Source organism: Pseudomonas asgharzadehiana (assembly GCF_019139815.1).
Lineage (GTDB): Bacteria > Pseudomonadota > Gammaproteobacteria > Pseudomonadales > Pseudomonadaceae > Aquipseudomonas > Aquipseudomonas asgharzadehiana.
This window is the reverse complement of record NZ_CP077079.1, coordinates 684,154-704,135: the sequence shown is the minus strand read 5'-3', so window position 1 is coordinate 704,135 and position 19,982 is coordinate 684,154. Positions and strand designations below refer to the sequence as shown.

Sequence of the window (19,982 nt, the reverse complement as noted above, 5' to 3'; positions counted from 1 at the left end):
ACGCACAGGTGATTAGGAATAGTCCGACAATCCAAGCCGACCTCGGCTAGGGGACAATCTGTAAATCTCTCCCACTATTTTGTAATCAGCCGTGAACAATTATTTACCAAAGTTTGCTAGAACCCCACGGCACCGGGATAATGCGCGCCATTCGGCGATTGCTCCCTGTCCCGGTATTCGGGGCCAAAAGCCGCACATGGAAGCCCGCAGGGGCGGGATAACTTCTCAGTGATCAACTTCAACATCGCCCAATGGCGCGCCTGGGCCCCTGGCCTGGAGCGTGCGGACGACTGGCACGCCTGGTGTCGGGCCCCGGTGTTGCTGCCCGCCAGCGAAGCCTCGCCCGACGTGTCGTTTTTGCCGGCCATGCAGCGCCGGCGCCTGAGCCGTCTGGCGCGCATGGCGTTCAGCGTGGGCTGGCCGCTGGCCGAGGGCCTGCAAGACCTGCCGTTGGTGTTTGTTTCCCGGCATGGTGAAACCCCGCGCACGCTCGACATTCTCAGCGACCTGGCCAACGACCAGCCGCTGTCGCCGACCCAGTTCAGCCTGTCGGTGCACAACGCGGTGATTGGCCTGTGGTCGATCCTGCGCGATGAAACCAGTGAAATGACCGCCCTCGCCGCCGCCGGCGACGGCCTGGAGCACGGCGTGCTTGAGGCTGCCGCGCTGCTCAACGAAGGCACGCCGGCGGTGTTGCTGGTGATTACCGAAGAACAGCCCCCCGAGGCCTACGCCAACTGGATTGTCGATGTGCCGTTCCCTTACGCCCTTGGCTTGCTGCTGACACCAGGCGACGAGTGGCAACTGGAACTCACCTCGGGCACTGTCCAACCCACTCGAACCCAGTGGCCCCACGCCCTGAACCTGCTGCGCACCCTGCTCACCGAACAGGGCGCCTGCCAACATGCCTGGAAGAACCGCGTATGGAACTGGCAACGCAAGGCCTGACCAGCAAGCCACGGGATGCCTACTACTGGCGCCTGCTCGCCACCGCCGCCAGCTTCACGCTGTTCGGCTTCGGTGGGCTGTGCCTGCGCTTGCTGATTTTTCCGTTACTAAGTTGCCTGCCGGGCAGCGCAGAAAAACATCAGCGCCGTGCCCGCCATACCATCAGCAAACTGTTCTGGTTCTTTGTCCGCATGATGTATCGCGCAGGCGTGCTGACCTACAGCGTCGAAGGCGCCGAAAAGCTCGGTCGCCCCGGCCAGATGATCATCGCCAACCACCCTTCGCTGATCGACGTCGTGTTCCTGATCGGCCTGATGCGCCAGACCAACTGCGTGGTCAAGCAGAGCCTGTTCCAAAACCCATTCATGCGTGGCCCGGTGCGCGACGCCGGCTACATCAGCAATGACGGCAGCTCGGACATGCTCGACGCCGCCGCAGACGCCCTGCGCGCAGGCCAGACCTTGATCATTTTCCCGGAAGGCACCCGCACCACACCCGGCGCAGCGCCTGCCTTTCATCGCGGTGCCGCCGCCATTGCACTGCGAGGTGCGACACTCATCACCCCGGTGGTGATCAAAGTAAGCCCCACCACGCTGACCAAAGCCGAACCCTGGTATCGCATCCCCAAACGCCGCTTTCATTTCAGTTTGCGCGTGGGTGCCGATATAGAACCACAGGCGTTTGCAACACTGGGACCCGCACCCCAGGCCTCACGCAAGCTCAACGATTACCTGCATGACTATTTTATTAAGGAGCTCGCCGAAGATGAGCGACCAACACCGCCTTGAGCACGACATAAAAACGCTGATTATCGACGCCCTGGGCCTGGAAGATATCAACCCCGACGACATCGGTAGCGACCAAACCCTGTTCGGCGAAGGCCTGGGCCTGGATTCGGTAGACGCCCTGGAATTGGGCCTGGCGATCCAGAAAAAGTACGGCATCAAAATCGATGCCGACGCCAAAGACACGCGCAATCACTTCACCAATGTGGCCAGCCTTGCGGCATTCGTCACAGCCAGACAGGCAGCTTGAGACCGGACCATGCAAACTCGTGACGATATTTTCAACACCCTGCGCGATGCCTTGGTGGAACTGTTTGAACTGCCCCCGGAACGCGTCACTCTGGACGCCAACCTGTATCAAGACCTGGAAATCGACAGCATCGACGCTGTCGACCTGATCGACCATATCAAGCGCCAGACCGGCAAGAAAATCGCCGCCGAAGAGTTCAAGGCGGTGCGCACTGTCAACGATGTGGTTGAGGCGGTGTACCGTCTGGTCCAGCCCGCCGCATGAGCCGGCTGATCGGCCTTGGCCTGTTGTTGGCGGGGCTGCTGTACCCCTTTGCGGTGTATTACGGCACCGAACATTTTGCACCCTGGCAATTCGGCCTGCTGTTGGGCGGCCTGTGGCTGCTGCGCGCCTTCACGGGTACGCGCCGCCCCGGCAGCCGCTGGATGGCGCTGGCGGTGATCGTGTTCTGCCTGTTGCTGGCCTGGTTCGATAACCCGTACTTGCTGCGCTGGTACCCGAGCCTGGTCAGTGCGTTCATGCTGGCGCTGTTTGGCCTGAGCCTGAAATACGGCCCGCCGATGGTCGAGCGCCTGGCACGCATGACTGAACCGGACCTGCCTGCGAATGCGGTGGTGTATACGCGCCAGGTCACCGTGGTGTGGAGTGTATTTTTTCTGTGCAATGGCCTGCTCGCCGCCGCCCTCACCCTGTGGGCGCCGCTGAGCTGGTGGACGTTGTACAACGGCTTGATCGCCTACGGGCTGATGGGGCTGTTGTTTGCCGTGGAATGGCTGGTACGACAAAGGGTTCGAGGCCGCGTATGAATGGGTTGAAACTTGAGCACCTGCTGCTTGAGCCGCTGCAACAACGCAGGGTCACGACCGAACCTGCGATGAATCACGCCCAGCTGTGGGAATATTCCCTGAGCCTGGCGGCCGGCCTGCAAGCGCGCGGCATTCGACGCCTGGCCGTGTACCTGGAAGATGCCGGCAGCCTGGCGATCGCCCTGCTGGGGGCCTGGCGTGCCGGAGTCAGCGTGCTGCTACCCGCCGACCTGCAACCGCAAACCCGCCAACGCTGGGCCGATGCCGTCGACGCCTGGCTGACTGAAGCGGCGGACCTGGACGCGCTCTACCAAGCCCCCTTGAGCCCTGCCGCCCTCAGCCTCGATACCTGCCAACTGAGCCTGTGCACCTCCGGCTCCAGCGGCGAGCCCAAGCGCATCGATAAAACCCTGCGTCAGTTGGCCAACGAAGTCCAAGCCCTTGAGGCGCTGTGGGGCGCCGATCTCAAGGATGCGTGCATCATCGGCAGTGTCGCCACCCAGCACATCTACGGTTTGCTGTTCCGCGTACTGTGGCCGTTGTGTGCCGGTCGCACCTTTGTGCGCAAGCAGCTGGCCTTCCCCGAAGACTTGCAACGCGCCAGCCGCGAGCATGCGCAGTTCGCCTGGGTGGCGAGCCCGGCGCTGCTCAAGCGCATGGGCGACAACCTCGACTGGCCCGCGTTGAGCCAGGTTTCACGGGTGTTTTCCTCCGGCGGCGCGCTGCCGTCCGAGGCCGCCGGCAGCCTCTACGATCGCTTGCAACAATGGCCGACGGAAATCCTCGGCAGCTCAGAAACCGGCGGCATTGCCTGGCGCCAGGGCGCGCAACCCTGGCAGCCGTTTGCCGATGTGCAGTTGAGCCAGGATGCCGACGGCGCCCTGCGCATCGCATCCCCCTACCTGCCCGCCGGGCATATCGAACACACCGCCGACGCTGCGCGCATTCATGCCGATGGCCGCTTCGAGCTGCTCGGCCGCCTGGATCGCATCGTCAAGCTGGAAGAAAAACGCATTTCCCTACCCATGCTCGAACAGGCGTTGATGACTCACCCCTGGGTCGCCGAAACGCGCCTGGGCGTGATCCAGGAAAGTCGCGCCTCCCTCGGCGCCCTGGTGGTATTGAGCGCCGCCGGCCTGCACGCCCTGCGCAATCAAGGCCGACGCAGCCTCACCCAGACCCTGCGTCAGCACCTGAGCCAACATTGCGAAGCCCTGGCGCTGCCGCGTCGCTGGCGTTTGCTGCGCCAACTGCCGCTGAATGCCCAGGGCAAACTGCCCCAGGCCGAGGTGACCGCGCTGCTGTTGGCGCCTCGGCCGAAAGCGCCTGAAGTACTGGAGCAAGTCGAGGCCAATGGCGAATGGACCCTGCAGTTGAGCGTGCCGCCGGACCTGGCCTATTTCAGCGGCCACTTCCCGGCCACCCCGGTGCTGCCGGGCGTGGTGCAGGTGGAATGGGCCGTCAACCTCGGCCGGCAACTGCTTGATTTGCCCGCGACCTTTGCCGGCATGGAAGTGCTCAAGTTTCAGCAACTGGTGCGCCCCGGCGACACGGTCGAACTGCACCTGCGCTTCGACCGCGAACGCAGCAAGCTGTATTTCGCCTACCGCAACGGCGTTGCCGCGTGTTCCAGTGGCCGGATAGTGCTGGAGGCCACACATGCATAGCCCCTGCGCACTGATCCCGGTCTACAACCACGAGGCCGCCGTGCCTGCGGTGGTCCAAAGCCTGTTGAACAGTGGCCTGCCGTGCCTGCTGGTGGACGACGGCAGCAGCTCGGCGTGCGCGGCGGTGTTGGCGCAATTGGCGACCCTGGAGCACGTCACCCTGGTGACCCTGCCCCATAACCTGGGCAAGGGCGGCGCCGTCATGGCCGGTTTTCGCGAAGCGGCGCGCCTGGGCTACAGCCATGCGCTGCAAGTCGACGCCGATGGCCAGCATGACCTGCGCGAAGTCGAGACCTTTATCGACACCTCGCGCAGGCACCCCGATGCCATCATCTGCGGCTACCCCGAATACGATGAAAGCGTGCCCAAAGGCCGTCTCTACGCACGCTACCTGACCCACGTGTGGGTGTGGATCAACACGCTGTCGCTGCAGATCCGCGACTCGATGTGCGGCTTTCGCGTATACCCCCTGACGCCGGTGCTGGCGCTGATGGACTCGGCCTACATCGGCACGCGCATGGACTTCGACTCGGACATCCTGGTGCGCCTGGCCTGGCGCAACCAACCGATGCGATGGTTGCCGACGAAGGTGCACTACCCCGCCGACGGCCTGTCGCATTTCCGGCTGTTCCACGACAACGTGCGCATCAGCGCCATGCACACCCGGCTGTTCTTCGGCATGTTGGTGCGCGCGCCGATGATTCTGTGGCGACGGTGGCAGGTATGACCGACAGCACCAAGCACTGGGCCGACCGCGAAGAGCGCGGCAGCTACTGGCTGATGAGGCTCACCGCCATCGCCGCCAAAGTTCTCGGCCGACGCGTGCTGAGCCCGGTGCTGTACGGCATCGTCTTGTACTTTTTCCTTTTTGGCCGCACGGCGCGCCAGAGCGCCTGGCAATACCAACGGCGCCTGGCCGAGTGGAGCGAGCGCAAGGAGTTGCGCCCGTCCCATTGCAGCGTCTTCGGCCAGTTCATGGCCTTCGCCGACGCCCTGCTCGACAAGCTCGACGTGTGGAACGGCAAGCTGCGCCTGGAACAGATCCACATCAACGACCCGGCGCAATTACGCGGGCAACTGCGCGGCGAGCGCGGGCAGATGCTGGTGGGCGCGCACTTGGGCAACCTCGAAGTGTGCCGCGCTCTGGCCGAGATTGGCGAACAAGTCACCATGAACGTGCTGGTGCACACCAAGCACGCCGAACGTTTCAACCGCTTGCTCGGTGAAGCCGGCGCGACCCATTTGCGCCTGATCCAGGTCAGCGAGCTGGACCCGGCCACCATGCTGCTGCTCAGCCAGCGCCTGGACGACGGCGAGTGGCTGGCCATTGCCGGCGACCGCGTACCGCTGCACGGCGGGCGCACGGTGCGCGTGGATTTCCTCGGCCATGACGCGGCATTTCCTCAAGGCCCGTGGCTGCTGGCGGGCCTGCTCAAATGCCCGGTGAACCTGCTCATGTGCCTCAAGCAGCAGGGCCGCTATCACTTGACTATTGAGCCGTTCGCGCCATCGATCGAATGGAAGCGCAGCACCCGCGAGCAGGTCATCGCTCAATGGACCGCGCGCTACGCCGCGCGCCTGGGCCAGTTCTGCCTGCAAGCGCCCCAACAATGGTTCAACTTTTACCCTTTCTGGAAGACCGATGACGACGCATCTTGAGCCGGTAACCTTTGGCGAACGCCCCCTGCGCATCGAAGACGTGCTGGCCCTGGCCAACCGTCAGGCGCCCACGCAGTTGCAGGGCGATGCCGCGTATCGCCAGCGCATCGCCAAGGGCGCGCAGTTCCTCGACTCGCTGCTGGACAAGGAAGGCGTGATCTACGGCGTGACCACCGGCTACGGCGACTCGTGCGTGGTGGCCGTGCCGTTGCAGCACGTCGAAGCCTTGCCGCGCCACCTGTATACCTTCCACGGCTGTGGCCTGGGCAAGTTGCTCGATGCCCAAGCCACTCGCGCGGTGCTCGCCGCGCGGTTGCAGTCGCTGTGCCACGGCGTGTCCGGGGTGCGCGTGGAACTGCTGGAGCGCCTGCACGCGTTCCTGGAGCACGACGTACTGCCGCTGATCCCGGAAGAAGGCTCGGTGGGCGCCAGCGGTGATTTGACGCCGCTGTCCTATGTAGCCGCGACCCTGTCCGGCGAGCGCGAGGTAATGTTCCGTGGCGAACGCCGCCAGGCCGCCGATGTACATCGCGAACTGGGCTGGACCCCGCTGGTTTTGCGCCCCAAGGAAGCCCTGGCGCTGATGAACGGCACCGCTGTGATGACCGGCCTCGCCTGCCTGGCCTTCGCCCGCGCCGACTACCTGCTGCAACTGGCCACGCGCATCACCGCGCTCAACGTGGTGGCGCTGCAAGGCAACCCGGAACACTTCGACGAACGCCTGTTCGCCGCCAAACCGCATCCGGGGCAAATGCAAGTCGCCGCGTGGCTACGCCAGGACTTGGCCATCGACGCACCGACCGCGCCGCTGCACCGCCTGCAGGACCGCTACTCCCTGCGCTGCGCGCCCCATGTGCTTGGCGTGCTGGCCGACAGCCTGAACTGGCTGCGGTCCTTTATTGAGATCGAACTGAACAGCGCCAACGACAACCCGATCATCGACGCTGAAGAAGAGCGCGTGCTGCACGGCGGGCACTTCTACGGCGGGCATATCGCCTTTGCCATGGACAGCCTCAAGACCCTGGTGGCGAACGTCGCCGACCTGCTGGATCGCCAGCTCGCGCTGCTGGTGGACGTGCGCTACAACCACGGCCTGCCGAGCAACCTGTCCGGCGCCCCGGCCGACCGCGCAATGATCAACCACGGCTTCAAGGCCGTGCAGATCGGCACCAGTGCCTGGACCGCCGAGGCCCTTAAAAACACCATGCCGGCCAGCGTGTTCTCGCGCTCCACCGAGTGCCATAACCAGGACAAAGTCAGCATGGGCACCATCGCCGCCCGCGATGCGATCCGCGTGCTGGAACTGACCGAGCAGGTCGCCGCCGCCACTTTGCTCGCCGCCAACCAGGGCGTGTGGCTACGCGCCCAGGCCGCGGATGCACGCCCATTGCCGCCCGCACTGGCCGCAATGCACGAAGCGCTGGCCAAGGACTTCCCGCCGGTCATCGAAGACCGTGCCCTGGAAGGCGAACTGCGCCTGTGCCTGCAACGCATCGCCGAACAACACTGGAGGCTGCATGCGTAGCCAAGGCGTATTGCACAGCGACACCGAAATCCTCGTGCCGTTTTTCGACGTCGACACCATGAACGTGGTCTGGCACGGGCATTACGTGAAGTACCTGGAAGTGGCGCGTTGCGCGCTGCTGGACAAGATCGGCCACAACTACACGGCCATGCTCGAAGCCGGCTACGCCTGGCCGGTGATCGACATGCAACTGCGCTATGTGCGCGGGGCGATCTTTGGCCAGACCATCAACGTGCGCGCCAGCCTGGTGGAATGGGAGAACCGCTTGAAGGTCAACTACCTGATTACCGACCTGGCCAGCGGCGAGCGCTTGACCCGCGCCAGCACCGTGCAAGTGGCCGTGGAAATGGCCAGCCGCGAGATGCAGTTGGCCTCGCCCAAAATATTTACAGACGCCGTAGAGAGAGCCTTGAAATGAGATCCCCTGTGGGAGCGGGCTTGCTCGCGAAGGTCGTTAACGATATCGCTGGGTACCTGACACGCTGCGGCGCCCTCAAGTCCTTCGCGAGCAAGCCCGCTCCCACAGTGATCGGGTTTATGCTGTTGTTGAGCGTTTCAGGCACAGCATGCGCTTTTGACCTGCAACAACTCAGCGACCAGTTGGCAAAGCCTTCAGTGATCCACGGCAGTTTCATCCAGGAAAAACACCTGCGTGCCCTGCCGCAACCGCTGGTCAGCCAGGGCTCCTTCGTCCTCGCCAAAAACCACGGCCTGTTGTGGCTGCTCAAGACTCCGTTGCAGCAGGACTACCGCATCAGCGCCCAGGGCATTGCCCGTCGTGACGCCAATGGCTGGCAACTGCTGCCGAACAAGAGCGCCGGCGCCGAGCAGAATCGCTTGTTCCTCGCCGTGTTGCAGGGCGACAGCAGCGGCCTGCAGCGCGACTTCGAACTGCAACTGCAAGGCGAGGCCACGCAGTGGAAGCTCACGCTGATCCCCCGCTCTATGTTGCTCAAGCAGGTGTTCAACCAGATCAACATCGACGGTGGCGCCTTGGTGCACACCATCGAACTGCTGGAAACCCAGGGCGACAGCACCCTATTGCGCCTGCAAGGCAGCACCGCCGATCAACCGTTGAGTGAAGCGGAGCAACACGACTTTGCCCAGTGAGCGTCTGTTGCCGCGCCTGTTCCTGATCCTGCTGGTGGCCGTGCTGGCCCTGGCCGGCTGGCAGTGGCGCCATGGCGCGCCGCTGTCGGCCAACCTGATGGAGCTGGTGCCGGGCAGCACGCCGGATGCCTTGGAACTGCAAGCCGAACAGCGCGTGCAAGAGCCGCTCAACCGCGAAATGCTGGTGCTGGTGGGGCACGCCGACCGCCAGCAAGCGGTGGCCGTGGCGCAGCAGTTGGGCGAGCGCTGGCAGGCCAGTGGCCTGTTTGAAAAGGTGCAGTGGAACCTGCAGGCCGACCTGCCGGCGCTGCGCGAACAATTGCTGCGCGGCCGCCTGGCAATGCTCTCGGCCAAGGACCGCGAGCAACTGATCGAACACCCCGACGCGTTTATCCAACAACGTGTGCAGTCGCTGTTTGACCCCTTCACCGGCTTCAGCCTGGTGCCGAGCCAGGAGGACTGGCTCGGCCTCACCGGGCGTATCCAGAACAGCCAGCCGCAACGCGGCGCGGTGCAGTTGGATATCGGCAGCGGCGCGTTGATCGCCGATGCCGACGGCAAAAGCTGGGTGCTGCTGCGCGCGCGCACCACCGGCAATGCCTTCGACATGAAACTGCCGCTGCAGGTGGCGGACTTGCTCCAGGCCAGCCGCGCACAGGCCGGCCAGCAGGGTGCGCAACTGCTGGCCGCCAGCGGCTTGCTGTATGCCGCCAACGGTCAACGGCAAGCCACCCGGGAAATCACCTGGGTCGGCGGCGGCGCGACCGTGGGCATCCTGTTATTGCTGTTACTGGCGTTCCGTCGTTGGCGGGTGTTGCTGGCCTTCGTGCCGGTGCTGGTGGGCATGCTGTTTGGCGCCGTGGCCTGCGTGGCGCTGTTTGGCCGTATGCATGTGATGACCCTGGTACTCGGCTCCAGCCTGATCGGCGTGGCGGTGGATTACCCGCTGCACTACCTGACAAAAAGCTGGAGCCTCAAGCCATGGCGCAGTTGGCCGGCGTTGCGCCTGACCCTGCCGGGGCTGAGCCTGAGCCTGGCGACCAGTTGCATCGGTTACCTGGCGCTGGCCTGGACGCCGTTCCCGGCGCTGACGCAAATCGCCGTGTTCTCTGCCGCAGGCCTGGTCGGGGCCTACCTGTGCGCCGTGTGCCTGTTGCCGGCGCTGCTCAAGGGCGTGGAGCTGCGCCCGGCGCACTGGCCACTGCGTATCGCCGAATGCCTGTGGCTGTTGCGTGAGGCCTTGCTCAAGCGTGTACCCAGCCCGGTGCTGCTGGCGCTGGTGCTGCTGTTTTGCGCCGGGGGCCTGTGGCAACTGAACAGCAAAAACGATATCCGCCAGTGGATCGGCGCGCCGCCGCAATTGCTGCAAGAGGCCCAGGCCGTGGCGCGCATCACCGGGTTCCAGCCCACCAGCCAGTTCTTCCTGGTGCGCGCCGAGAACCAACAACAGTTGCTGGAGCGCCAACGCGCCTTGAGCCAGCGTCTGGACCAACTGGTGAACATGGACAAGCTCCAGGGTTACCTGGCACTGAATCAACTGGTCAACCTGCCGGCCGAGCAGCAACAGCTGCGCGAGGCCCTGAACGCACTCGCGCAGCATTGGCAGCCGTTGCTGGACCTCGGCGTACCGGCGAGCGCCCTGCAAGCCGAAGTCGCGCACCTGCAAGCGCTGCCCACCGAAGACATCGACTCCGCGCTGACAGGGCCGTTGGCCGAACCCTGGCGCACCTTGTGGCTCGGCCCGGTGGATGGCGGCGTGGCGGCGATGGTCAGCCTGCAGGGCCTGAACAATCCGGCGCTGCTGCGTGTGCAGGCGGTGGACTTGCCCGGCGTGCAGTTAGTCGACCGCCTCGGCGACTTGAACCGCGTATTTGCCGACACACAGGTCAGCGCCGCCGAATTGAAACTGATGTCGTGTGTACTGATCGTGCTGTTGCTGATCTTGCCGTTCGGCTTCGGGGGTGCCTTGCGCATCGTCGCCCTGCCGTTGCTGGCCGCGCTGTGCAGCCTGGCCAGCCTCGGTTGGCTGGGCCAGCCGCTGACGTTGTTCAGCCTGTTTGGTTTGCTGCTGGTCACGGCGATCAGCGTCGATTACGCGATCCTGATGCGCGAACAGATCGGCGGCGCTGCTGTCAGCCTGTTGGGTACACTGCTGGCGGCGCTGACGACCTGGTTGTCGTTTGGCCTGCTGGCCGTATCCAGTACGCCCGCGGTGAGTAATTTCGGCCTATCGGTCAGCCTGGGCCTGGCCTTCAGCTTTATGCTGGCGCCCTGGGCCGGCCAGCGCAAATACGCCTAATGAATGTGATTATCGCCAATGTGGCAAGGAGCCCTCGTGCCCATAGTTGAAATGGAACGTCGCCAAGTGGTGGTGATCGGCGCCGGCCCGTCCGGAGCCATCGCCGCCGCGCTGCTGAAACGCAAAGGGCATGACGTATTGATCATCGAGCGCCAGCATTTCCCGCGGTTCTCGATCGGCGAAAGCCTGCTGTCCCACTGCATCGACTTTATTGAAGAAGCCGGCATGCTTGATGCCGTGCAGGCCGCCGGTTTCCAAGTGAAAACCGGCGCCGCGTTCGCCTGGGGCGAGCGCTACAGCGCCTTTGACTTCAGCGACACCTTCAGCAACGGCAAGCCGACCACCTTCCAGGTGCAGCGCGGCGAATTCGACAAGTTGCTGGCCGACCAGGCCGCACAGCAGGGCGTGGAGATCCGCTACGGCGAAACCATCGTCGGCGTGGATTTCAAGGGCGAAACCCGTTACCTGCACGTGCGTCGCGAGAACGGCAGCGAGTACCACCTCAAAGCCAAGTTCGTGCTCGACGCCAGCGGTTATGGCCGCGTGCTGCCGCGCTTGCTGGACCTGGAGGCGCCGTCGAACTTCCCGGTACGCCAGGCGGTGTTCACCCATGTCGAAGACCGCATCGAACACCCCGGTTTCGACCGCACCAAGATCCTGATCACCACCCACCCGACCCAACGCGATATCTGGTTCTGGACCATCCCCTTCAGCAACGGCCGCTGCTCGGTGGGCGTGGTGGCGGCCAAGGAACATTTCGACGGCCGCGACGCCGACCTTGACGCTTGCCTGCGTGGTTTTATCGACGAAACCCCAAGCCTGTCCGGCGTGCTGCACAACGCCGTGTGGGATACGCCGGCGCGCACCATCGGCGGCTACTCGGCCAATGTCAAAGCGTTGCACGGCCCAGGCTTTGCCTTGTTGGGCAATGCTGCGGAGTTCCTCGACCCGGTATTTTCATCCGGCGTGACCATCGCCATGCGCTCGGCGAGCATGGCGGCCGGCCTGCTGGACCGTCAGCTCAAAGGCCAGACCGTGGACTGGCAAACCGAGTTCGCCGCCCCCTTGAAGCGCGGCGTCGACACCTTCCGTTGCTACGTCGAAGGCTGGTATGCGGGCACGTTCCAGGACGTGATCTTCCACCCGGACAGTTCGCCGGATATTCGCCGCATGATCAGCTCGATCCTCGCCGGTTATGCGTGGGACGAACGCAACCCGTTTGTCAGCGAACCCAAGCGACGGTTGCGGATGTTGTCGGAAATCTGTGCGAGTGAACCGGTATGAGCGCTCAATATTTGAGTAAAAACTACGTCGAAGAAACCCGATTCGGCTTCTGGTTCCTGCGCAGCCACACCTGGCAGCACCATGTGCTGCGCGTGGCGATCAATGACCTGCGCAGCTTGTTCACCGAGCCGCTGCCGGCAGCGCCGGTGCTGTTGGACGCCGGTTGCGGCCAGGGCAAGTCGTTTCAGTATTTGCAGCAGGTGTTCGCCCCCCAGCGCCTGATCGGCCTGGATGCCGACCCTCACAGCCTGGCACTGAGCAAGGCCGAAGCCGCACGCCAGGGCCTGGAAGTGGAGCTGATCGGCAGCGATTGCGCGACGCTCAACGTGCCGGATGCCAGCGTCGACATCCTGTTCTGCCACCAGACTTTCCATCATCTGGTTGAACAGCATCGCGCCCTGCAAGAGTTTTATCGGGTACTCAAGCCGGGCGGCTATCTGCTGTTCGCCGAATCCACCGAGGCCTATATCGACACCTGGGTGATCCGCTGGCTGTTCCGCCACCCCATGCATATGCAGAAAAGCGCCGAAGAGTACTTGGGGATGCTTCGCGAGCAGGGCTTTGAATTTGGCCCGCAGAACGTCTCGTACCCGTATTTGTGGTGGAGCCGCTCCACCGATTTCGGCCTGCTGGAGCGCTGGGGCCTGCGTAACCCGCCGCCGGTGGGCCAGCGGGAAGAAACCCTGGTCAACTGCGTGGCACGCAAACCCCTGGCGAGCGCCACGCCATGATGCGCAGCCTGCTGATCGCTTGCCTGTTGCTGCTGAGCGCCTGCGCCGGCCAACCGCCGTTGCCGGAAAAAACCCCGGCCTTGGCGCTGCCGATGCAACTGCATGTGCAGCGCCTGGCCGAGGGCCAGAGCCAAGACTGGCTGCTGGTGATCCAACGTGAGGACGGCGCGATCCGCTGGTCAATGATGGACCCGCTGGGCATCCCCCAGGCCCGGCAAAAACTGCTCAATGGGCAGTGGCAGGCCGACGGCCTGCTGCCGCCCAACCCCCAGGCGCGCGAATTGTTTGCCGCGCTGCTGTTTGCCCTGACCTCGGCGGATGACCTGCGCGCGCTCTACCCCGACGCCCAGGCGATGGACCTCACGCGTACGCTGCCGGGCCATTGGCAGATCGTGTATCAGTCGTCCGAAGTGTTCAGCGTGAACATGACCGGCCAGCCGTTGAGCTACCGCATCACACCGCTGGGTGCCGCGCGATGAGCGCTTACCTGAATGCCCTTGGGGTGATTTGCGCCCTCGGCCGGGGCCAGGCCGAAGTGAGCCGCAGCCTGTTTGCCGGCGATTGCTCCGGCATGCGCGCCGAAAGTGGCTGGGTGCCGGAACGCGTGTTGCCAGTGGCGGGCGTGCAGGGCGAGTTGGCGGCCATCCCGCTGGAGCTCGGCCAACAGAGCAGCCGCAATAACCAGTTGCTGCTGGAGGCGGCGTTGCAGGTCGAACAGCCGATTCGCCAGGCGATCCACACCTACGGCGCCTCGCGGGTCGGCATCGTGCTGGGCACCAGCACCTCGGGCATCGACGAAGCCAGCCGTGGCATCGCCGAGTACCTGCGCGATCGGCAATTCCCCGGCGACTACGACTATCAGCAACAGGAACTCAGCGCGCCGGCGAACTTCCTCGCCGACTGGCTGCAATTGAGCGGCCCGGCCTATGTGATTTCCACCGCTTGCACCTCCAGCGCCCGCGCGCTGCTGAGTGCCCAACGCCTGCTCGACCTTGGCGTATGCGATGCGGTGATCTGCGGCGGCGTGGACAGCCTGTGCAAGCTGACCCTCAATGGCTTCAGTGCGCTGGAAGCGGTGTCGAGTGAACGTTGCAACCCGTTTTCGGCGAACCGCGATGGCATCAATATCGGCGAAGCGGCGGTGCTGTTTCTGATGACCCGGGCACCGGGCCCCATCGCTCTGCTCGGCGGCGGCGCCAGCTGCGACGCCCACCATATTTCCGCGCCCGAGCCCACCGGCAAAGGCGCATTGCAGGCAATGCGCAAGGCCCTGGCCAGTGCAGGGCTTGTGCCCGAGCAGATCGGCTACCTGAACCTGCATGGCACCGCCACCCAGCACAACGACGCGATGGAAAGCCTGGCCGTCGCCAGCCTCTTCCCCGATGGCGTCGCCTGCTCATCGACCAAACCCATGAGCGGCCATACCCTGGGCGCGGCCGGCGCATTGGAAGCTGCCTTCTGCTGGCTGAGTCTGGCCCACGGCCGCGTGCCGCCCCACGTGTGGGACGGCCAGCCCGACCCCGCGCTGCCTGCCTTGCAATGGGCGCGCCGCGGCGACACCCTGGAAAAACCTTGCCTGATGAGCAATTCATTTGCCTTCGGCGGCAACAACATCAGCCTGATTATCGGAGAGGCCCCATGACCCACTGGCCACTCGCCGAACTGCTGCCTCACGCCGGCGACATGATTCTGATCGACCACGTGCTGTCGTTCGATGACGAGCAGATCCACACCCGCACCACCGTCAAGCCTGGCGGCCTGTTCAACCAGGCCGACGGCAGCCTGCCGGCGTGGGTCGGCGTTGAGTTGATGGCGCAAAGTGTCGCCGCCTACGCCGGTTGCCACGCACGTCAAAAGGGCGAAGCGGTGGAACTGGGGTTCCTGCTGGGCACACGTAAGTTTGAATGCAACGTGGCGCACTTCCCTGCCGGCGCCGAGTTGACCATCCACGGTTTGCGCTCCCTGGAAGACGACAACGGCATGGGTGTGTTCGAATGCCACCTTACCGGAATCGGCATCCAGGCCAGCGCCCGTTTGAACGTATTTCGACCGCCCCAGGCGGCCAACTATTTAGCTGAATCGAAGGACGAAACGCCATGACTGAATCCGTACTGGTCACCGGCTCCAGCCGTGGCATCGGCCGCGCCATCGCCCTGCGCCTGGCCCAGGCCGGGCATGACATCGTGCTGCATTGCCGCAGCGGCCGTGCCGAAGCCGACGCAGTACAGGTCGAAATCGAGGCCCTGGGACGCCGGGCGCGGGTGCTGCAATTCGACGTAGCGGACCGTACGGCCTGCAAGGCAATCCTTGAAGCCGATGTGGAGCAACACGGCGCCTACTATGGCGTGGTGCTCAACGCCGGCCTGACCCGCGACGGCGCGTTCCCGGCCTTGTCCGAAGACGATTGGGACGTCGTGATGCGCACCAACCTGGACGGCTTCTACAACGTGCTGCACCCGGTGATGATGCCGATGATCCGGCGCCGCGCCGCCGGGCGTATCGTGTGTATTACGTCGGTCTCGGGGCTGATCGGTAACCGTGGCCAGGTTAACTACAGTGCCTCCAAGGCCGGCCTGATCGGCGCCGCCAAGGCCTTGGCCATCGAACTGGGCAAGCGCAAGATCACCGTCAACTGCGTGGCACCGGGCTTGATCGATACCGCCATGCTGGATGAAAACGTACCGGTGGAAGAACTGATGAAGATGATCCCGGCGCAGCGCATGGGCACCCCGGAAGAAGTCGCCGGTGCGGTGAATTTCCTGATGTCGGCCGAAGCCGGCTATATCACTCGCCAGGTATTGGCCGTGAATGGGGGCCTGTGCTGATGAAACGCGTCGTCGTCACCGGCATGGCCGGCATGACCTCCCTGGGCGGTGACTGGGCCACCATCTCGGCCAACTTCCGCGCCAACCGCAGCGGCATCCGGCGCATGGACGAGTGGGATCGGTTCACCGAACTGAACACGCGCCTGGCCGGGCCGATTGATGATTTCGTGGTGCCGGCGCATTGGACGCGCAAGCAATTGCGCAGCATGGGCCGCGTCTCGCGCCTGGCGGTGTGGGCGGCGGAGCAGGCGCTGCAGGACGCCGGCCTGCTCGGTGACGAGTCGATCAAGGACGGGCGCATGGGTGTGGCCTGCGGCTCGTCCACCGGCAGCACCGACGAGATCAAGGCCTTCGGCAACATGCTGCTGAACTCCGTGGCCGAGGGGCTCAACGCCAACTCCTATGTGCGCATGATGCCGCACACCACCGCGGCGAATATCAGCATCTTTTTTGGCCTGACCGGGCGCCTGATCCCCACCTCCAGCGCCTGCACCAGCGGCAGCCAGGGCATCGGCTATGCCTACGAGGCGATCAAGTTCGGCCGCCTGCCGTTGATGCTCGCCGGCGGCGCCGAAGAGCTATGCCCCACCGAAGCCATGGTGTTCGACGCGCTTTACGCCACCAGCCTGAAAAACGACGCGCCGCAAACCAGCCCACGCCCATACGACAGCGGCCGCGACGGCCTGGTGATCGGCGAAGGCGGCGGCATGCTGGTGCTTGAAGAGTTGGAGCACGCCCTGGCGCGCGGTGCGCATATCCACGCAGAGATCGTCGGCTTCGGCAGCAACGCCGACGGCCAGCACACCACTCGCCCGGAACAGAAGACCATGCGCCGCGCCATGGAGCTGGCCCTGGAAGACGCCGGGCTGGCACCGTCCGCCATCGGCTACGTCAACGGCCACGGCACCGCCACCGATCAAGGCGACATCGCCGAAACCCAGGCCACCAGCAGCCTGTTCGGCCCGCGCATGCCCATCAGCTCGCAGAAAAGCTTCTTCGGCCACACCCTCGGGGCGTGCGGGGCGTTGGAGTCGTGGTTCAGCATCGAGATGATGAACAGCAACCAGTACGTGCACACCTTCAACCTGGACTCCGTCGACCCGCAATGCGGCGAGCTGGATTACCTGCAAGGTGAGTTTCGCGAGATGCATCACGACTACGTGATGAACAATAACTTTGCCTTTGGCGGCGTGAACACGTCGCTGATCTTCCGCCGCTGGTCCTGACTTTTTAATCGATTGGAGAATACGGAATGTCTTCCTTGCTACGCGCCACCCTGATCACCCTGGCCCTGCTGACCACTGCCGGCTGCACCAGCAAACCGGTGCTCAACACCCAGCACGACCTGCAGGCCGACACCCAGGTCAGCGAAGAAAAAATGAAGCAGGTCATCGTCAACGCCCTGCAAAAACGCGAATGGACCGTACAACGCCTGAGCCCGCAACTGGTGCAGGCCGAGATCACCGTGCGCAACCAGTATTACGCAGCCATCGACATCCGCTACACCCGTAACAGCTACGCCATCACCTACCGCGACAGCCGCGCGCTGGGCTACAAGGACGGCAAGATCCACCGCAACTACAACCGCTGGGTGAACAACCTGGACAGCGACATCATGGCGGGCTTGCGCAACGGTGGCGTGAATGAATCGGGCTCGGCGGCACAGTTGTTCGAGCAGACGGGTACCTCCAAGTAGAACCGACGCGCTCTGTTCTTCAGCAACGACAAAGGGCGCCTTTCGGCGCCCTCTTCCCTGCCAGTGCCTACACCAGCGCCTTACGCGTCAGCAGCTCCACAAACGCCGCAGCCATGGGCGTCTGCGCACCCTTGCGCTGCACCAGCCACACCGACGTCACCGCCTCCGGGTCGAGCAAGGTGCGATACACCACACCATCAATGCGAATGCGCTGGTAAGACGCCGGCAACACCGAAACTCCCAGCCCTGCGGCCACCAGGCCGATGATGGTCATCGCCTCTCCCGCTTCCTGGGCGACGTGTGGGCTGAAGCCGGCGTCGCGGCACAGGCTGAGCAGTTGGGCATACAAGCCACTACCGTAACTGCGTGGGAAAAACACAAATGGCTCGTCAGCCAGTTGCGTCAGATGCAAGCCACGCTCGCTGCCTTGCGCCAATGGGTGGCCTGCGTTCAATACCGCGACCAGCGGCTCACGCATCAGCTCGACAACACTCAACGAGTCCGCCAACGGCAACGGCCGCATCAGCCCCACCTGGATCGACTCATCCAGCAGCGACTCGGCCACTTCGGTGCTGCTCATTTCCTGCAAGTTCAGGTGTACCGCCGGGAAGGCCTGGCGAAACGCAAAGATCGCCTGGGGAATGCTGGAATTGAACGGCGCCGACGACGTGAAGCCGATCTTCAATTCCCCCAGTTCGCCCAATTGCGCACGCCGGGCCACGTCAGCCGCCTTGTCCACCTGCGCCAGCACTAATCGCGCTTCGTGCAGGAACAGCCGCCCCGCCTCGCTCAGCTCGACCCGACGATTGGTACGCTCGAATAACCGTGCGCCCACCTCCTGCTCCAGCGCCTGGATCTGCTGGCTCAGCGGCGGTTGCGAGATGCCCAGCACCTGCGCCGCTCGACCAAAGTGCAGCTCTTCGGCGACGGCGATGAAGTACCGCAGATGACGCAATTCCATGCCCACCTCATTAGGTCGTAAAAGCTATCAAACAGGTCGAACAATATATTGGAAAGAATCATTAGCCAGCTATATTCTTTTTTGCATTGCCTGCCCTGGCAGACCATTGCTCAACGAGGCCCCTGTGAAATCTGCTGTCGCGCCACTCGCTCACGAAGTACCGCCCACCGCCCTGGATGAAGGGGTGGCTCAACCGAGCGACGCCTACATCGAAAAAGGCACGCCGATGTTCATGCGTACGGTGCTGGCGCTGTTCTGCGGCGGTTTCGCCACGTTTGCCCTGCTGTATTGCGTGCAACCGATGATGCCGGCGCTGTCCCACGAGTTTTCCATCAATGCGGCGCAAAGCAGTCTGATTCTGTCGGTCGCCACCGCGATGCTTGCCCTGGGCCTACTGATCACCGGGCCGATTTCCGACACCCTGGGACGTAAACCGGTGATGGTGGCTGCATTGTTCTGCGCGGCGCTGGCCACGATTGCCAGCGGTCTGATGCCATCCTGGGAAGGGATCTTGCTGATGCGTGCGCTGGTCGGGCTATCGTTGAGCGGCTTGGCCGCCGTTGCCATGACCTACCTGAGCGAAGAGATCCACCCACACCACATTGGCCTGGCCATGGGCCTTTACATCGGCGGCAATGCGATAGGCGGGATGAGCGGGCGCTTGATGATCGGCGTATTGATCGACTTCGTCAGCTGGCACACCGCGATGCTGATCATCGGCGCCCTGGCGCTGATTGCGGCCACGGTGTTCTGGAAGATCCTCCCCGAATCGCGCAACTTCCGCGCCAGCAGCCTCAAGCCGCGCAGCCTGGTTGACGGCTTTGTCATGCACTTCAAGGACGCCGGCCTGCCATGGTTGTTTCTGGAAGCCTTCCTGTTGATGGGTGCCTTCGTGACGATGTTCAACTACATCGGCTATCGCCTGCTGGCCGATCCCTACGACCTGAGCCAGGCGGTGGTCGGCCTGCTGTCGTTGGTGTACCTCTCGGGTATCTACAGCTCGGCGAAAATCGGCTCGCTGGCCGACCGCCTCGGCCGCCGACGCGTGCTGTGGGCCACCATCGTGTTGATGCTCGGCGGAATGACGTTAACCCTCTTCACGCCATTGTGGCTGGTGGTGCCGGGCATGTTGGTCTTCACCTTCGGCTTCTTCGGCGCCCACTCGGTGGCCAGCAGTTGGATCGGCCGCCGCGCGGTCAAGGCCAAGGGGCAAGCGTCCTCGCTGTACCTGTTCAGCTATTACGCCGGCTCCAGCGTCGCGGGCACCACGGGCGGTTTTTTCTGGCACCTTGCCGGGTGGAACGGGATCGGCGCGTTTATCGTGGCGTTGTTGATCGGCGCGCTGCTGGTGGCATTGAAGTTGGCGAAGCTGCCGCCGTTGGGGCATGTCTGAAGGTTTCTGGCTATTAATGTGGGAGGGGCGGTGCCCCTCCCAC

Annotated in this window: 22 protein-coding genes; 21 read left to right on the top strand and 1 reads right to left on the bottom strand. The window is 63.9% G+C overall.

The genetic code is table 11. The annotated features are described in order from the left end of the window. The first annotated feature begins 228 nt into the window (after window positions 1–228). Genes KSS96_RS03145 through KSS96_RS03050 form a run of 20 tightly spaced genes read left to right on the top strand, consistent with a single transcriptional unit; the run spans window position 229 to window position 17,585 of the window. Complete coding sequence (locus KSS96_RS03145; RefSeq protein ID WP_017526498.1) at window positions 229–948, top strand: beta-ketoacyl synthase chain length factor; 720 nt, start codon at window positions 229–231, stop codon at window positions 946–948. Next, window positions 924–1,736 carry a lysophospholipid acyltransferase family protein gene (locus tag KSS96_RS03140; RefSeq protein ID WP_017526499.1) on the top strand — a complete coding sequence of 271 codons (813 nt, stop codon included), beginning with the start codon at window positions 924–926 and terminating at the stop codon, window positions 1,734–1,736. Before KSS96_RS03145 ends, KSS96_RS03140 begins: the two co-directional genes overlap by 25 nt. Further along, window positions 1,714–1,983: a phosphopantetheine-binding protein gene (locus tag KSS96_RS03135; RefSeq protein ID WP_017526500.1), complete on the top strand. Its 270-nt coding sequence runs from the start codon at window positions 1,714–1,716 to the stop codon at window positions 1,981–1,983. Before KSS96_RS03140 ends, KSS96_RS03135 begins: the two co-directional genes overlap by 23 nt. A gap of 9 nt (window positions 1,984–1,992) precedes the next feature. Further along, window positions 1,993–2,247 carry an acyl carrier protein gene (locus KSS96_RS03130; protein WP_003187949.1) on the top strand — a complete coding sequence of 85 codons (255 nt, stop codon included), beginning with the start codon at window positions 1,993–1,995 and terminating at the stop codon, window positions 2,245–2,247. After that, window positions 2,244–2,789, top strand: coding sequence for a COG4648 family protein (locus tag KSS96_RS03125; protein ID WP_017526501.1), 546 nt, complete (start codon window positions 2,244–2,246; stop codon window positions 2,787–2,789). Before KSS96_RS03130 ends, KSS96_RS03125 begins: the two co-directional genes overlap by 4 nt. Next, on the top strand, window positions 2,786–4,456 hold the full coding sequence (locus KSS96_RS03120) for an acyl-CoA synthetase family protein (protein ID WP_068937014.1): 1,671 nt from the start codon (window positions 2,786–2,788) through the stop codon (window positions 4,454–4,456). Before KSS96_RS03125 ends, KSS96_RS03120 begins: the two co-directional genes overlap by 4 nt. Then, complete coding sequence (locus KSS96_RS03115) at window positions 4,449–5,183, top strand: glycosyltransferase family 2 protein (protein ID WP_065879478.1); 735 nt, start codon at window positions 4,449–4,451, stop codon at window positions 5,181–5,183. The genes KSS96_RS03120 and KSS96_RS03115 overlap by 8 nt, the downstream gene beginning before the upstream one ends. Then, window positions 5,180–6,115, top strand: a complete 936-nt coding sequence (locus KSS96_RS03110) for a lysophospholipid acyltransferase family protein (RefSeq protein ID WP_065879479.1) — start codon at window positions 5,180–5,182, stop codon at window positions 6,113–6,115. The genes KSS96_RS03115 and KSS96_RS03110 overlap by 4 nt, the downstream gene beginning before the upstream one ends. Then, window positions 6,099–7,640, top strand: a complete 1,542-nt coding sequence (locus tag KSS96_RS03105; protein WP_065879480.1) for an HAL/PAL/TAL family ammonia-lyase — start codon at window positions 6,099–6,101, stop codon at window positions 7,638–7,640. Before KSS96_RS03110 ends, KSS96_RS03105 begins: the two co-directional genes overlap by 17 nt. Next, complete coding sequence (locus KSS96_RS03100; RefSeq protein ID WP_017526506.1) at window positions 7,633–8,058, top strand: acyl-CoA thioesterase; 426 nt, start codon at window positions 7,633–7,635, stop codon at window positions 8,056–8,058. Before KSS96_RS03105 ends, KSS96_RS03100 begins: the two co-directional genes overlap by 8 nt. After that, window positions 8,055–8,750 (top strand): outer membrane lipoprotein carrier protein LolA, encoded by a 696-nt coding sequence (locus KSS96_RS03095; protein WP_032883352.1) that lies wholly within the window; start codon window positions 8,055–8,057, stop codon window positions 8,748–8,750. The genes KSS96_RS03100 and KSS96_RS03095 overlap by 4 nt, the downstream gene beginning before the upstream one ends. Beyond that, window positions 8,740–11,049, top strand: coding sequence for an MMPL family transporter (locus tag KSS96_RS03090; protein ID WP_017526508.1), 2,310 nt, complete (start codon window positions 8,740–8,742; stop codon window positions 11,047–11,049). Before KSS96_RS03095 ends, KSS96_RS03090 begins: the two co-directional genes overlap by 11 nt. A 36-nt stretch (window positions 11,050–11,085) precedes the next feature. Next, entirely contained in the window at window positions 11,086–12,333 is a 1,248-nt protein-coding gene (locus KSS96_RS03085; protein WP_017526509.1) for an NAD(P)/FAD-dependent oxidoreductase, read from the top strand. Continuing rightward, complete coding sequence (locus KSS96_RS03080; RefSeq protein ID WP_217855718.1) at window positions 12,330–13,064, top strand: class I SAM-dependent methyltransferase; 735 nt, start codon at window positions 12,330–12,332, stop codon at window positions 13,062–13,064. The genes KSS96_RS03085 and KSS96_RS03080 overlap by 4 nt, the downstream gene beginning before the upstream one ends. After that, a complete protein-coding gene (locus tag KSS96_RS03075; protein WP_017526511.1) occupies window positions 13,061–13,543 on the top strand; it encodes a hypothetical protein in 483 nt (160 codons plus the stop codon). The genes KSS96_RS03080 and KSS96_RS03075 overlap by 4 nt, the downstream gene beginning before the upstream one ends. Beyond that, entirely contained in the window at window positions 13,540–14,706 is a 1,167-nt protein-coding gene (locus KSS96_RS03070; RefSeq protein ID WP_017526512.1) for a beta-ketoacyl-[acyl-carrier-protein] synthase family protein, read from the top strand. The genes KSS96_RS03075 and KSS96_RS03070 overlap by 4 nt, the downstream gene beginning before the upstream one ends. After that, window positions 14,703–15,164, top strand: coding sequence for a hotdog family protein (locus KSS96_RS03065; protein WP_017526513.1), 462 nt, complete (start codon window positions 14,703–14,705; stop codon window positions 15,162–15,164). The genes KSS96_RS03070 and KSS96_RS03065 overlap by 4 nt, the downstream gene beginning before the upstream one ends. Further along, a complete protein-coding gene (fabG, locus tag KSS96_RS03060) occupies window positions 15,161–15,889 on the top strand; it encodes a 3-oxoacyl-ACP reductase FabG (RefSeq protein ID WP_017526514.1) in 729 nt (242 codons plus the stop codon). Before KSS96_RS03065 ends, fabG begins: the two co-directional genes overlap by 4 nt. Beyond that, window positions 15,889–17,115: a beta-ketoacyl-ACP synthase gene (locus tag KSS96_RS03055; protein ID WP_017526515.1), complete on the top strand. Its 1,227-nt coding sequence runs from the start codon at window positions 15,889–15,891 to the stop codon at window positions 17,113–17,115. The genes fabG and KSS96_RS03055 overlap by 1 nt, the downstream gene beginning before the upstream one ends. Before the next feature lie 26 nt (window positions 17,116–17,141). Beyond that, window positions 17,142–17,585, top strand: a complete 444-nt coding sequence (locus KSS96_RS03050) for a hypothetical protein (protein ID WP_065879484.1) — start codon at window positions 17,142–17,144, stop codon at window positions 17,583–17,585. Between the two features lie 67 nt (window positions 17,586–17,652). Here the strand turns inward: KSS96_RS03050 and KSS96_RS03045 are convergent, their stop codons facing one another. After that, a complete protein-coding gene (locus KSS96_RS03045; RefSeq protein WP_017526517.1) occupies window positions 17,653–18,546 on the bottom strand; it encodes a LysR family transcriptional regulator in 894 nt (297 codons plus the stop codon). A gap of 124 nt (window positions 18,547–18,670) precedes the next feature. On the opposite strand from KSS96_RS03045, the gene KSS96_RS03040 reads away from it, so the two are divergent. Continuing rightward, window positions 18,671–19,939: an MFS transporter gene (locus tag KSS96_RS03040; RefSeq protein WP_065879485.1), complete on the top strand. Its 1,269-nt coding sequence runs from the start codon at window positions 18,671–18,673 to the stop codon at window positions 19,937–19,939. Window positions 19,940–19,982 lie beyond the last annotated feature (43 nt).

Bases quoted from the DNA above. Each gene is read 5' to 3' on its own strand.
- KSS96_RS03140 (WP_017526499.1), top strand. From the start codon at position 924: ATGGAACTGGCAACGCAAGGCCTGACCAGCAAGCCACGGGATGCCTAC.
- KSS96_RS03135 (WP_017526500.1), top strand. From the start codon at position 1,714: ATGAGCGACCAACACCGCCTTGAGCACGACATAAAAACGCTGATTATC.
- KSS96_RS03130 (WP_003187949.1), top strand. From the start codon at position 1,993: ATGCAAACTCGTGACGATATTTTCAACACCCTGCGCGATGCCTTGGTG.
- KSS96_RS03125 (WP_017526501.1), top strand. From the start codon at position 2,244: ATGAGCCGGCTGATCGGCCTTGGCCTGTTGTTGGCGGGGCTGCTGTAC.
- KSS96_RS03120 (WP_068937014.1), top strand. From the start codon at position 2,786: ATGAATGGGTTGAAACTTGAGCACCTGCTGCTTGAGCCGCTGCAACAA.
- KSS96_RS03115 (WP_065879478.1), top strand. From the start codon at position 4,449: ATGCATAGCCCCTGCGCACTGATCCCGGTCTACAACCACGAGGCCGCC.
- KSS96_RS03110 (WP_065879479.1), top strand. From the start codon at position 5,180: ATGACCGACAGCACCAAGCACTGGGCCGACCGCGAAGAGCGCGGCAGC.
- KSS96_RS03105 (WP_065879480.1), top strand. From the start codon at position 6,099: ATGACGACGCATCTTGAGCCGGTAACCTTTGGCGAACGCCCCCTGCGC.
- KSS96_RS03100 (WP_017526506.1), top strand. From the start codon at position 7,633: ATGCGTAGCCAAGGCGTATTGCACAGCGACACCGAAATCCTCGTGCCG.
- KSS96_RS03095 (WP_032883352.1), top strand. From the start codon at position 8,055: ATGAGATCCCCTGTGGGAGCGGGCTTGCTCGCGAAGGTCGTTAACGAT.
- KSS96_RS03080 (WP_217855718.1), top strand. From the start codon at position 12,330: ATGAGCGCTCAATATTTGAGTAAAAACTACGTCGAAGAAACCCGATTC.
- KSS96_RS03075 (WP_017526511.1), top strand. From the start codon at position 13,061: ATGATGCGCAGCCTGCTGATCGCTTGCCTGTTGCTGCTGAGCGCCTGC.
- KSS96_RS03070 (WP_017526512.1), top strand. From the start codon at position 13,540: ATGAGCGCTTACCTGAATGCCCTTGGGGTGATTTGCGCCCTCGGCCGG.
- KSS96_RS03065 (WP_017526513.1), top strand. From the start codon at position 14,703: ATGACCCACTGGCCACTCGCCGAACTGCTGCCTCACGCCGGCGACATG.
- fabG (WP_017526514.1), top strand. From the start codon at position 15,161: ATGACTGAATCCGTACTGGTCACCGGCTCCAGCCGTGGCATCGGCCGC.
- KSS96_RS03055 (WP_017526515.1), top strand. From the start codon at position 15,889: ATGAAACGCGTCGTCGTCACCGGCATGGCCGGCATGACCTCCCTGGGC.
- KSS96_RS03050 (WP_065879484.1), top strand. From the start codon at position 17,142: ATGTCTTCCTTGCTACGCGCCACCCTGATCACCCTGGCCCTGCTGACC.
- KSS96_RS03045 (WP_017526517.1), bottom strand. From the start codon at position 18,546: ATGGAATTGCGTCATCTGCGGTACTTCATCGCCGTCGCCGAAGAGCTG.